Here is a 13722-nt window from a genome sequence, read left to right as displayed (position 1 = left end):
AATATTTATTGCTTGTTGGAAATATCATGTTGATTAATAATAAAAAGCAAATCATTTTGCTGAGTGTGCTGTCTACGCTGTTGGTTGCTTGTAATGATGATAATGATCATTCAAACACTGAAAAACCAGTAGAGGCAAAAGCTTTGGAACTGAATATCTTGCATATTAATGACCATCATTCACATTTAGATGAAGAAAGCATTAAATTTAAAAGCAATGTGGGGACAGGGGATGAAGAGTTTAGTGTTGCAAGTGGTGGATTTGCACGTGTTGCCAGCTTAATTAACCAACTTGCAGTAGAAAAGAAAAATGCTTTAAAAATACATGCAGGTGACGCGATCACTGGCGATTTGTACTATAACTTAACGGATGGGAAAGCAGACGCAGATGCAATGAACACCGTTTGTTTTGATACATTTACGCCTGGTAACCATGAGTTTGATTCTAAAGATGATGGATTAAATAAATTTATTGGTTTCTTGGATCAAAGTTCTTGTAAAGACAAAACCCAAATTTTAACGGCCAATGTCAGTTTTGGTGCATCATCACCACTGTATAAAACCAACCGTATTTTGAAGTCACAAGTGTTTGAAAAAGAGGGGGTGAAATTTGCAATCATTGGTTTAACGGTTGCCAAGAAAACCAAAAACTCTTCGCAACCGAATGCTGATACATTGTTTGCAGATGAAATTGAAACAGCGCAAAAAGAAATTAATCAATATAAAGCGCAAGGCATTAAAAATATTATTCTTCAAACCCATGTGGGATATGACTTAGACCAACAGTTGGCAAAATCACTTACCGATGTGGATGTGATTATTGGGGGTGATTCACATACATTATTGGGCCCTGACAGTCTTAAAAAATATGGCATGACACCAGAAGGTGCTTATCCAACACAGCTGAGAAACAAAGATGGTCAATTGGTCTGCGTTGCACAAGCTTGGCAGTACAGTTATATCGTGGGTGATTTAAATGTGAAGTTTGACAAAAACGGGAATGTCGAAAGCTGTAGTGGGACACCACATGTACTTATTGGCAATAACTTTACCCGTACCGCCAAAGACGCAAAAGCAGTCACCGAAACTGAAAAACAAGCAATACTGACGCAATTTAAAACCGATCAAGTTCCATTTACTGTTGTAACGCCACTACAAAAGACCTTGGATGTTTTAAAACCGTATCAGGAACAAAAGAAAAAATTTGCTCAGGAAATCGTAGGTCAAGCCACAGATAATCTCTGTTCACGTCGAGTCCCTGGTACACAACGTGATATAAATCGTTCAACACTTGGCGATATCTGTAATAAGAATACCCATGTCGATCAACATGGTGGAGATATTCAACAAATCATTGCTGAAGCGTTTTTACAACAAGGAAAGACCTTCTTTGGCGCTGATATCTCATTCCAAAATGGTGGTGGTGTCCGTGAAGATGTTGCTTTAGGGGATGTGACAGTTGGTAAAATTTATAATGTCTTACCGTTCAAGAATACATTGTTGCGTTTAGATCTGACGGGTGCTGAAGTTAAAGCCACCTTAGAGGATGCAATAGATGGTGTGATTACCCAGAATAATACGGGTAGTTACCCATATACCGGTGGTATGCGTTGGAATGTTGACTTTACCAAAGACAAAGGCCAGCGTCTTAACCAAATACAAGTACGTAATGCATCTGGGCAATATGAAAATCTTGATCTCAATAAGACTTACAAAGCGATCACGATTGATTTTCTTGCCAATGGTGGTGACTACTATACCACCTTGAAAACCATTACTGGTGAGCGCCGTGTGAATGTTGGCTTAGACTATGCTGAAGCTTTCCTCAAATATGCCCAAGGTTTGGCTGGTCAGACAGGTCAAAAGAAAATTAATAAATTAGCAACGGCTGAATACAGTACCCAGCTATTTATCGATAAAGCAAAATAAACTGAAACAGACAATCAAAATCCCGCTTCGGCGGGATTTTTTCGTTGGGTCGTTGATGAAAACTGACAAAATCCTATATTGGTGATGAATAAATAATTGCAAAAATCTATGCTTAACTTTAAAATGAGCCAAAATTTAGCCACGATGGCTTAAATAATCACAATGACAAAGCTAATTTTCTTTTCACTTGCCTCAATTTGATCTTGTAACGTTGCCTTTTGACAAGATTGTTTACAACCACTGACTGGTTGCAGGATAACCATAATATCTTGATTGAACCCATCATTTTAAGCAGGGTGCTTAAAATGTGATTTGAATCAGCTGTTAAATTCAATATTCGGGAGAAAAATCATGTTGTTTAACGTATTTCTCATTTTGGGCTTTGAATAGACCCTATACATTTTTAATCGTTTAAATTAAACGAAAATAAACCTTATTTTAAAGAATATACATGTTCTGAGGGATGACTTTGCTTGCAGAAAATGCAAATTGAAAAAAGTTTAGCCTTAGTCATGAAAAGAAAAAAGTGAATATATGAACGAATATATTAATCAACCTTTTGCACAAAATATGCATCAGGTTGACGTAGCGGATTTTGCTGAAATTTCTCCGATTGTAAAACTTTGGGCTTTTCGATTTTTGGTCGAGTTAGGCGGTGCAAAAGAATTTATTTCTGATCATTGCTTTAGTCATCAATGGATTGCAAAAAAGTTAGGTTTTTCTGAAGCATTACTTGCAGATAAGTTCGATGAGCAAGCTGCTTATCAGGAACTCAACCATTTGCATAAAAATAGCCAACAGCAAAATTTATTAAATAATTTTCAGTTCAATGCTGAGTTGCAATATAACCTAAAGTTAATACAGCAATTACTGGATTTAAATGCTGTTGAAAGTACGATTTTAGGTTTTATCGTGATGTTAAACAGTGAACAACTTCTAGATGATATTGCAGATACCATCGGTGAATTGACTGCGTCTAAAACCATACGTGCTTTGGCTGTGGTTTTAGATTTGCCTTATGAAGCAATTCGGCAGGCTTTGTCTGTACAAGGGCGTTTACATCGCAGTGGCTTAATCAGTGTTCAACAACACTATCGTAATTATTTACGTGGGAAATTGAATCTGGTGTCAAACCAATTGGCCGATAAGTTATTGGTGAAAACCAATGATGTGATGGATCTGTTTGTTGGAACCATTAATAAAAGTCAGCCTGCTGAATTAACCTTACAGGATTATCCTCATTTACACACTGAATTGAATTTACTCCTAGCTTACTTAAAGCAAGTCAAAATGAGTAAGCAACAGGGGGTAAATATCTTCCTTTATGGCAGTTCAGGCACAGGAAAGACACAACTGTGTAAGACCCTTGCAGATGAAATGGCGGTGCAACTTTTTGAAATCTCCTGTGAAGATGAAGATGGTGATGCAATTTCAGCCACAGGGCGTTTATGTGCGTATCGTGCAGCGCAGTGCATTTTCGACAGTCAATCTGCTTTATTGATGTTTGATGAAGTTGAGGATGTGTTTAATGACACCGAAAATGGCGTGGGGATGAAAAGCACTGCGCAAAGTCGTAAGGCTTGGGTCAATCGTATTTTAGAGCAAAATCGTACACCAACGATTTGGGTGTCTAATTCTGATCAGCTCGATCCTGCGTTTATACGCCGTTTTGATATGGTGCTTGAAATTAAAGTGCCACCTAAAAAGCAACGCAGAAGCTTTATCGAACAACATTGTGGTCAAGAACTTAATCCTTTGTATCAGGAAGCCTTGGCCAATGTTGAGCAATTATCTCCAGCAATTTTACGCCGTAGTTATCGTGTTGCCAAAGCGGCTCAAATGCACAATGCGCATTTAGTGGTTCAGGAAAGCATGACCAAATTGGTGTCCAATACCTTAAAAGCACAGGGCCATCAAGGCATTAAATTGCAAGATAGTAATGCTTTGCCCAAGTTCTATGATCTGAACTATATCAATTGTAAGCAGAATCTTGCGGAGATCGCATCAGGTATCCAGCAACATGGTTTTGGCCGTTTATGTTTATACGGAGCATCTGGAACAGGTAAAACTGCATTTGCACGATGGTTATCTGAAACCATCAATCGACCATTACTGATTAAGCGTGGTTCAGACTTAATTTCTGCTTGGGTTGGTGAAACAGAACAGAACCTTGCTAAAGCGTTTCATGAAGCCGAAGACTTACAGGCAATTTTATTGCTGGATGAAGTAGATGGTTTATTACAAGATCGCCGCCAAGCAACCCGCTCTTGGGAAGTTTCGCAGGTAAATGAGTTTTTGGTTCAAATGGAAAGCTTTAATGGCATCGTGGTGGCGACAACCAATCGCTTTGATGAACTTGATCAAGCTGCATTACGCCGTTTCGATTTTAAAATGCATTTTGATTTTCTAAATTATGCACAGCGTTTGGCTTTATTGGAAAATGTCTGTACACAACTCAAACTTGATGTTCATGAAGCTGATATAAAAGTAAAACTGCAATCTTTAGATCGTTTAAGTGCTGGAGACTTTGCGGTGATTGTACGACAGTCCTGTTTTCATCCTTTTGAAAATGTGGGTTCTATTCTGCAGCATTTAACAGATGAAATGACTGCAAAATATAAAAGTGCACAAAGTATAGGATTTACCGCATCAAATTGATGCGGTTTTTCTTTTTGAATCCTAATTCAGTTGAATAATGCTTAGATTTTGTGATTCGAGAGTGGAAAACAAAGCATAAAAATAACTTTAATATGAAAAAAATAATGAAAAATGCTTAAAAAATAGATAAAAAGCATAAAAAAATGCTGATTTTGAGGAAAAAACGCACATCCGATAAAAAAGTTTAAAAAAAGGGGTTGTGTTGGTTAGGGAATGCTGTAGAATGCACATCCATCGGCGGTGATGTTAAATAAAACTTCTGATAAATCAGGCACTTGATTAAGTTGTTAAGATTTCGAATTGAGATTTTAAGATGAGATTGGAGTTGGGTTTGTTAGAAAAAATAATTAACATTATTGATTGACTTTTTAGAGATAGAGAGTAGTATAGCCGACCTAGCTTGATGCTGACGAAGCATTGAGAAGATCATTAAGAGAATATGAAGAACAACTTGTGTGGATTTTTACTGATTGATTGATCGAAATATTATCATTGATTGATTGGTTTAAATTACTCGAAGTTTATTTGAGAGAATTTGTCAGTACATTGATGAGCCAGAATTGTGACCTTAAGTCACTAATGATTTTTAACTGAAGAGTTTGATCATGGCTCAGATTGAACGCTGGCGGCAGGCTTAACACATGCAAGTCGAGCGGGGGATGTTGCTTCGGTAACTGACCTAGCGGCGGACGGGTGAGTAATACTTAGGAATCTGCCTATTAATGGGGGACAACATCTCGAAAGGGATGCTAATACCGCATACGCCCTACGGGGGAAAGCAGGGGATCACTTGTGACCTTGCGTTAATAGATGAGCCTAAGTCGGATTAGCTAGTTGGTGGGGTAAAGGCCTACCAAGGCGACGATCTGTAGCGGGTCTGAGAGGATGATCCGCCACACTGGGACTGAGACACGGCCCAGACTCCTACGGGAGGCAGCAGTGGGGAATATTGGACAATGGGGGGAACCCTGATCCAGCCATGCCGCGTGTGTGAAGAAGGCCTTATGGTTGTAAAGCACTTTAAGCGAGGAGGAGGCTCTCTTGGTTAATACCCAAGAAGAGTGGACGTTACTCGCAGAATAAGCACCGGCTAACTCTGTGCCAGCAGCCGCGGTAATACAGAGGGTGCGAGCGTTAATCGGATTTACTGGGCGTAAAGCGTGCGTAGGCGGCTTTTTAAGTCGGATGTGAAATCCCCGAGCTTAACTTGGGAATTGCATTCGATACTGGGAAGCTAGAGTATGGGAGAGGATGGTAGAATTCCAGGTGTAGCGGTGAAATGCGTAGAGATCTGGAGGAATACCGATGGCGAAGGCAGCCATCTGGCCTAATACTGACGCTGAGGTACGAAAGCATGGGGAGCAAACAGGATTAGATACCCTGGTAGTCCATGCCGTAAACGATGTCTACTAGCCGTTGGGGCCTTTGAGGCTTTAGTGGCGCAGCTAACGCGATAAGTAGACCGCCTGGGGAGTACGGTCGCAAGACTAAAACTCAAATGAATTGACGGGGGCCCGCACAAGCGGTGGAGCATGTGGTTTAATTCGATGCAACGCGAAGAACCTTACCTGGTCTTGACATAGTAAGAACTTTCCAGAGATGGATTGGTGCCTTCGGGAACTTACATACAGGTGCTGCATGGCTGTCGTCAGCTCGTGTCGTGAGATGTTGGGTTAAGTCCCGCAACGAGCGCAACCCTTTTCCTTATTTGCCAGCACTTCGGGTGGGAACTTTAAGGATACTGCCAGTGACAAACTGGAGGAAGGCGGGGACGACGTCAAGTCATCATGGCCCTTACGACCAGGGCTACACACGTGCTACAATGGTCGGTACAAAGGGTTGCTACCTAGCGATAGGATGCTAATCTCAAAAAGCCGATCGTAGTCCGGATTGGAGTCTGCAACTCGACTCCATGAAGTCGGAATCGCTAGTAATCGCGGATCAGAATGCCGCGGTGAATACGTTCCCGGGCCTTGTACACACCGCCCGTCACACCATGGGAGTTTGTTGCACCAGAAGTAGGTAGTCTAACCGTAAGGAGGACGCTTACCACGGTGTGGCCGATGACTGGGGTGAAGTCGTAACAAGGTAGCCGTAGGGGAACCTGCGGCTGGATCACCTCCTTAACGAAAGATTGACGATTGGTAAGAATCCACAACAAGTTGTTCTTCATTGATGTATCTGAGGGTCTGTAGCTCAGTTGGTTAGAGCACACGCTTGATAAGCGTGGGGTCACAAGTTCAAGTCTTGTCAGACCCACCAAGTCTACTGATTGAGTTTGAATGAATTTGAAGTTCAAATTACAGAAGATCAGATATATTAAGATCTTAAGCTGGGGACTTAGCTTAGTTGGTAGAGCGCCTGCTTTGCACGCAGGAGGTCAACGGTTCGACTCCGTTAGTCTCCACCACTAATTAAAGACTAAGTGATTACAGAACTTAGTAAGCCGATAGCTTATTAAGTTCTGTGATTTATCACAGTTAACTACTCGCTGACGAGGCGGTAGTGAATCATTAACAGAATATATTTGAGTTGAAATAATTGTTTAAACTCGTTTTAGTTGATGTTAGCAAGTAATTGTTAATGTTGAATGAAATGAGCACTAGCGATAAAACTGAATCAAGCGTTTTGGTATATGAATTAAATTGAAGCTGTATAGTGATTAAATTCACAGGCAACAAATAGAAGTGATTAAGTTCACATTGTTGATCCTCCTTGTAGGGATTAACGACTGTTTGGGGTTGTATAGTCAAGTAATTAAGTGCATGTGGTGGATGCCTTGGCAGTCAGAGGCGATGAAAGACGTAATAGCCTGCGATAAGCTTCGGGGAGGCGGCAAATATCCTGTGATCCGGAGATTTCTGAATGGGGAAACCCACTTACCATAAGGTAGGTATCGCATGATGAATACATAGTCATGCGAGGCGAACGAGGGGAAGTGAAACATCTCAGTACCCTTAGGAAAAGAAATCAATTGAGATTCCCTCAGTAGCGGCGAGCGAACGGGGATCAGCCCATTAAGTTATATGTGTTTTAGCGGAAAGCTCTGGGAAGTGCTACCGTAGAGGGTGATAGTCCCGTACACGAAAGGGCACATATAATGATGACGAGTAGGGCGAGGCACGTGAAACCTTGTCTGAATATGGGGGGACCATCCTCCAAGGCTAAATACTCCTGACTGACCGATAGTGAACCAGTACCGTGAGGGAAAGGCGAAAAGAACCCCTGTGAGGGGAGTGAAATAGATCCTGAAACCGCATGCATACAAGCAGTGGGAGCCGACTTGTTCGGTGACTGCGTACCTTTTGTATAATGGGTCAGCGACTTATATTCAGTAGCAAGGTTAACCGTATAGGGGAGCCGTAGAGAAATCGAGTCTTAATAGGGCGTTTAGTTGCTGGGTATAGACCCGAAACCGGGTGATCTATCCATGAGCAGGTTGAAGGTTGGGTAACACTAACTGGAGGACCGAACCCACTGTCGTTGAAAAGCCAGGGGATGACTTGTGGATAGGGGTGAAAGGCTAATCAAACTCGGTGATAGCTGGTTCTCCCCGAAAGCTATTTAGGTAGCGCCTCGGACGAATACCATAGGGGGTAGAGCACTGTTTCGGCTAGGGGGTCATCCCGACTTACCAAACCGATGCAAACTCCGAATACCTATGAGTACTATCCGGGAGACAGACTGCGGGTGCTAACGTCCGTAGTCAAGAGGAAAACAATCCAGACCGCCAGCTAAGGCCCCCAAATTATAGTTAAGTGGGAAACGATGTGGGAAGGCATAGACAGCTAGGAGGTTGGCTTAGAAGCAGCCACCCTTTAAAGAAAGCGTAATAGCTCACTAGTCGAGTCGGCCTGCGCGGAAGATGTAACGGGGCTAAAACTATATGCCGAAGCTGCGGATGTGCACTATGTGCACGTGGTAGGGGAGCGTTCTGTAAGCCGATGAAGGTGTATTGAGAAGTATGCTGGAGGTATCAGAAGTGCGAATGCTGACGTGAGTAACGACAAAACGGGTGAAAAACCCGTTCGCTGAAAGACCAAGGGTTCCAGTCCAACGTTAATCGGGGCTGGGTGAGTCGACCCCTAAGGCGAGGCCGAGAGGCGTAGTCGATGGGAAATTGGTTAATATTCCAATACTTCTGTGTAATGCGATGAGAGGACGGAGAAAGTTAAGTCAGCCTGGCGTTGGTTGTCCAGGTGAAAGGCAGTAGGCATGCATCTTAGGCAAATCCGGGGTGCTCTATGCTGAGAGCTGATAGCAAGCTAGTTTACTAGCGAAGTGGCTGATACTATGCTTCCAGGAAAAGTCTCTAAGCTTCAGTTACACAGGAATCGTACCCTAAACCGACACAGGTGGTCAGGTCGAGTAGACCAAAGCGCTTGAGAGAACTCTGCTGAAGGAACTAGGCAAAATGGTACCGTAACTTCGGGAGAAGGTACGCTGCTGACGGTGATAGGACTTGCTCCTTGAGCTATTGGCAGCCACAGAAACCAGGCCCCTGCAACTGTTTATTAAAAACATAGCACTCTGCAAACACGAAAGTGGACGTATAGGGTGTGATGCCTGCCCGGTGCTGGAAGGTTAATTGATGGGGTTAGCGTAAGCGAAGCTCTTGATCGAAGCCCCAGTAAACGGCGGCCGTAACTATAACGGTCCTAAGGTAGCGAAATTCCTTGTCGGGTAAGTTCCGACCTGCACGAATGGCATAATGATGGGGGCGCTGTCTCCAGCAGAGGCTCAGTGAAATCGAAATCGCCGTGAAGATGCGGTGTACCCGCGGCTAGACGGAAAGACCCCGTGAACCTTTACTGCAGCTTGACATTGAACTTTGATCTTACTTGTGTAGGATAGGTGGGAGGCTTTGAAGTAGTGACGCCAGTTGCTATGGAGCCATCCTTGAAATACCACCCTGGTAATATTGAGGTTCTAACTCTGTCCCGTTATCCGGGACGAGGACCATGTCTGGTGGGTAGTTTGACTGGGGCGGTCTCCTCCTAAAGAGTAACGGAGGAGTACGAAGGTGCGCTCAGCGTGGTCGGAAATCACGCGTAGAGTATAAAGGCAAAAGCGCGCTTAACTGCGAGACCCACAAGTCGAGCAGGTACGAAAGTAGGTCTTAGTGATCCGGTGGTTCTGTATGGAAGGGCCATCGCTCAACGGATAAAAGGTACTCTGGGGATAACAGGCTGATACCGCCCAAGAGTTCATATCGACGGCGGTGTTTGGCACCTCGATGTCGGCTCATCTCATCCTGGGGCTGAAGCAGGTCCCAAGGGTATGGCTGTTCGCCATTTAAAGAGGTACGCGAGCTGGGTTTAGAACGTCGTGAGACAGTTCGGTCCCTATCTACCGTGGGCGTTGGAAATTTGAGAGGATCTGCTCCTAGTACGAGAGGACCAGAGTGGACGAACCTCTGGTGTACCGGTTGTGACGCCAGTCGCATCGCCGGGTAGCTATGTTCGGAAGGGATAACCGCTGAAAGCATCTAAGCGGGAAGCCTACCTCAAGATAAGATTTCCCTAGGACTTTATGTCCTCTAAAGAGCCGTTGAAGACTACGACGTTGATAGGTTGGATGTGGAAGTGCGGTGACGCATGAAGCTGACCAATACTAATTGCTCGTGAGGCTTGACTATACAACACCCAAGCAGTTGTATATGAAGCATCATTTGATTCATAAAAGATCAAACATACTTGATTTAGTTGTAAAGCTAGTTAAACTATTCAACTCAAATGTTCTGTTAAACTCATTTGGTACGAAGTAAGGCATTTAAATAAGACCCGAACAAGTCCATAACAGTTTGCTGGCGACAATAGCAAGAGTGAACCACCTGATCCCTTCCCGAACTCAGAAGTGAAACCTCTTAGCGCTGATGGTAGTGTGGGGTTACCCATGTGAGAGTAAGTCATCGCCAGCTTTTAAATCTAAAAACACCCCGATCTCTAGCGAGAGCGGGGTGTTTTTTTATGCGTGGTGTTGATTAGCGAAATGAAACAGATCTCGTTATATTAAGCTAATTGATCACTGCTTAAGCTTATGCATTGATGAAACTGAACTGATTTTCTGTATTCCTCATCATGATCATTATTGAAGTAAGGGATATAGAAAGAGTCGAGCTATTGAACCAGCCGTTTCTTTATGCTAAAAATTAAAGTATTACGATAAAAACAGTTAATAATATGTTGATTTTCCAATTTTTCTTTACAGATTATGATGGTGAAGAGGTTTTACCCACTCAAAATCAGTATGCATCTATCGATGAAATCATAGAAATAATGCAATCTGTGTTAATCAGGCCAGAAAACTTTTTAGGGATCGTTGATAAAAATGATCGTACTTTACAGTTTATCGTTAATGATGATTATTCATTAGATGCAGATATTCCTGTTCCTGATCAAAAAGGCTCTTATACAAAAACAATAAGTTTGCATGAAGCGGTTAAACTGGTTCAAAAACAAACTGAACTGATTCAAATTGATGCTATTGAAGGAATGGCTTTTATGAAGTGGTAAGTTTTTTACTTTAATTGTTTTTAGTGTATCCAAAATAAAAAACCTCAGACATCCATGCCTGAGGTTTTTTGTATTGGTTCTGAGGTATAACTCCTGTCGTACCTTTCGCTATCCTGCGTTATTGTCCTATCTTATTCTTGTTTTAATGGAAACTTCCTGTTTCCTGATGTGTTTATAGTATTAAAATTTAGCTGTTCTGCCTATACGCATAATTCGGCAGACCATGTAAGAAAAAGCTTACATGATCATAAACGGGTATTCTCTATTAAAAATGGGCATTTAAACCAATATAAGGCCCTTTAAAATTAAACTTCATATCACGGTTATCTAAATCACTGAGTTCGATATTTAAAACACGGTAACCCACTTTGGCACCAAGATCTAAAACAATAGATTTAACAAAATCATATTGAATTTCAGCCTGAGCATCCGTGATTTTTACATCATTGACATTGGTATAAGTCGCCTCAGCTTTTGCGCTTAAACCTGTAAATGGTAGTTTTGCGCCAGCTTCTGCATAAAGGATCGGTGCATATTCATCAACATCAACATTTTGTGAAAATTGCTTTACAGTACCGTTGAGTTTAGTTGCCCCTACACCGACATCAGCTTTTACAATGTTGTCTAAGATTTCATAGTAAAGAATAAGATCTGTATGGTCTAAATCAATTTTAGTTTTAGCAAACTCATTATTAGACTCAGTTTCAGTATCTAACTTGGTATATTTTAATTTTACATTGGGAATGATTGGGATCGGGTGCTCAAAAGCAACAGAGGCTTGAATCGTGCCTTTGGTATCTAAATCATGTTTTGCGTTTAGTCCAGTATAAGGATCTAATAATAAGTTATCTGTCCCCGTTTTGTTGGATAGACTGGTTGTTTTGTGGTTGATTTGAGAATCTCCACCAATACTCCAATAACTAATATCACCTTTAAAACCAATAAAATCAGCTTGAGCAAATGAACTTAGACCTAGGGCTGCGATAAATAAGGGTAATTGAATAGATTTCATATGTCCTTCTTGATGAAATGATTTTTCATCCTATATTTTTGTTACTTAAATACATTTCAATACTGTACCAACTGAAGGCATGATATAGGGGTTTATCAAATTTTGCATTATTAAAAAGATTAAATCGAGGGTGTAGGATGAGTGATTCTATTGATCAAGCAGTGATTGAATTCCCACTTTATGTCGCCAATAAAGCGATTAAATCAGGGCAATGGCTTGAAGTTCATGATAAATTTTCGGGGAAAATTTATGCAAAAGTGGCTTTAGCGGATGCAAAAATTTTAGAAAAAGCCATCAGTGCAGCTGTGAAAGCAGAGAAAGAAATGGCTGCTTTAAAACCATTTCAGAAGCAAAAAATACTGTTACATTGTGTTCAGCGTTTTAAAGAGCTCCGTGAAGAATTAACCCAAATTTTAATTATCGAAGGTGGAAAGCCTAAACTTGCTGCAGCAGCTGAGGTTGAAAGGCTGATTAATACTTTTCAACTAGCGGCAGATGCAGTCTCCACAATTAATGATGGTCATTTAATGCCCTTGGCTGTAACGGCTGCGGCTTCTGCATATCGGGGAATGGTACAACATGTACCGATTGGTGCAGTGTCTCTGATCAGTCCATTTAATTTTCCTTTGAATTTAACAGCACATAAAATTGCACCAGCAATTGCAGCGGGTTGTCCATTTGTATTGAAACCGGCAAGTTTGACGCCAATTTCCGCATTAAAAATCGCAGAAATTTTGGCTGAAACAGATTTACCAAAAGGCGCATTTTCAATTTTGCCTTGTCCACGAGAACATGCTGATGTGTTAGTGACGGATGATCGCTTTAAGCTGCTCAGCTTTACCGGTTCTGATCAAGTGGGTTGGGATATGAAAGCACGTGCTGGTCGTAAAAAAGTAACCCTCGAATTGGGGGGGAATGCAGCTGTTTTAATTGAACCTGATACAGAAATAAGTGATGCATTGATTGATCGAGTAATTGGTGGTGCATATGGTCATGCGGGACAGGTGTGTATTAGTGTGCAACGAATTTTAGTCCATGCTGATATTTATATAGAATTTAGAAAAAAAATCTTAGCAAAATTGAAAAAATTATCTGCGGCAGATCCACATGTAGAAACCACGATAGTGGGTCCAATGATCAAAGAGGCTGAAGCGATTCGTTTAAAAAAATGGGTAGATAAAGCGGAGAAAAAGGGTGCGAAAATCTTAATTGGTGGCACTTTAAAAGGGGTTTTATTCGAGCCAACTTTGCTTGAAAATGTCGATGAATCTCTTGAAATTTATCAAAATGAAGCATTTGGCCCTGTGGCAATTTTAGAAAAATATAAAACATTTGAGAAAGGTATCGAAGTGATTAACCAAGGTCGCTTTGGTTTACAAGCTGGTGTATATACTCAAAATCTCAATAAGATGCTTTATGCATGGGATCATTTACACGTGGGCGGGGTAATTATCAATGATATACCCACCTTCAGAGTTGATAATATGCCATATGGTGGTGTGAAAGATTCGGGTTTAGGTCGTGAGGGGATCCAGTCTGCAATTGGTGATATGCAGGAAGAGCGCTTACTTGTGATCAAACAATAAGTTAATATTCTAAGGAGCTACGG

At 41.6% G+C, this 13722-nt stretch carries 5 protein-coding genes, 2 tRNA genes and 3 rRNA genes; 9 read left to right on the top strand and 1 reads right to left on the bottom strand.

Features of this window, described 5'->3' with window-relative positions; genetic code table 11:
• Positions 1-26 precede the first annotated feature (26 nt).
• The 8 genes from L3V46_RS21665 (at position 27) to L3V46_RS21630 (ending at position 11101) form a co-directional block, all read left to right on the top strand.
• Positions 27-1928: a 5'-nucleotidase C-terminal domain-containing protein gene (locus tag L3V46_RS21665; protein ID WP_239046721.1), complete on the top strand. Its 1902-nt coding sequence runs from the start codon at positions 27-29 to the stop codon at positions 1926-1928.
• Positions 1929-2462: 534 nt separating this feature from the next.
• On the top strand, positions 2463-4586 hold the full coding sequence (locus tag L3V46_RS21660) for an ATP-binding protein (protein WP_239046720.1): 2124 nt from the start codon (positions 2463-2465) through the stop codon (positions 4584-4586).
• Positions 4587-5173: 587 nt separating this feature from the next.
• Positions 5174-6712 (top strand): 16S ribosomal RNA (locus L3V46_RS21655).
• Between the two features lie 59 nt (positions 6713-6771).
• A tRNA-Ile gene (locus tag L3V46_RS21650) sits at positions 6772-6848 on the top strand.
• A gap of 72 nt (positions 6849-6920) precedes the next feature.
• Positions 6921-6996: transfer RNA gene (locus L3V46_RS21645), tRNA-Ala, on the top strand.
• A gap of 337 nt (positions 6997-7333) precedes the next feature.
• Positions 7334-10224: ribosomal RNA gene (locus tag L3V46_RS21640) — 23S ribosomal RNA — on the top strand.
• A gap of 167 nt (positions 10225-10391) precedes the next feature.
• A 5S ribosomal RNA gene (gene rrf / locus L3V46_RS21635) occupies positions 10392-10506 on the top strand.
• Together the 16S, 23S and 5S rRNA genes with 2 tRNA genes alongside form the textbook arrangement of a ribosomal RNA operon.
• Positions 10507-10768: 262 nt before the next feature.
• A complete protein-coding gene (locus tag L3V46_RS21630) occupies positions 10769-11101 on the top strand; it encodes a hypothetical protein (RefSeq protein WP_034618067.1) in 333 nt (110 codons plus the stop codon).
• Between the two features lie 265 nt (positions 11102-11366).
• Here L3V46_RS21630 and L3V46_RS21625 read toward each other — a convergent pair whose 3' ends face one another.
• The gene (locus L3V46_RS21625) at positions 11367-12113 is read right to left on the bottom strand and encodes a TIGR04219 family outer membrane beta-barrel protein (protein WP_239046719.1); all 747 of its coding nucleotides are present in this window, start codon (positions 12111-12113) and stop codon (positions 11367-11369) included.
• Positions 12114-12250: 137 nt separating this feature from the next.
• On the opposite strand from L3V46_RS21625, the gene L3V46_RS21620 reads away from it, so the two are divergent.
• Positions 12251-13699 carry an aldehyde dehydrogenase family protein gene (locus L3V46_RS21620; RefSeq protein ID WP_239046718.1) on the top strand — a complete coding sequence of 483 codons (1449 nt, stop codon included), beginning with the start codon at positions 12251-12253 and terminating at the stop codon, positions 13697-13699.
• Positions 13700-13722 lie beyond the last annotated feature (23 nt).

Source organism: Acinetobacter sp. AG3 (assembly GCF_022343575.1).
GTDB classification, from domain to species: domain Bacteria; phylum Pseudomonadota; class Gammaproteobacteria; order Pseudomonadales; family Moraxellaceae; genus Acinetobacter; species Acinetobacter guillouiae.
Note: the sequence above shows the minus strand (reverse complement) of the source record. Positions and strands in the feature narration are given on the sequence as shown.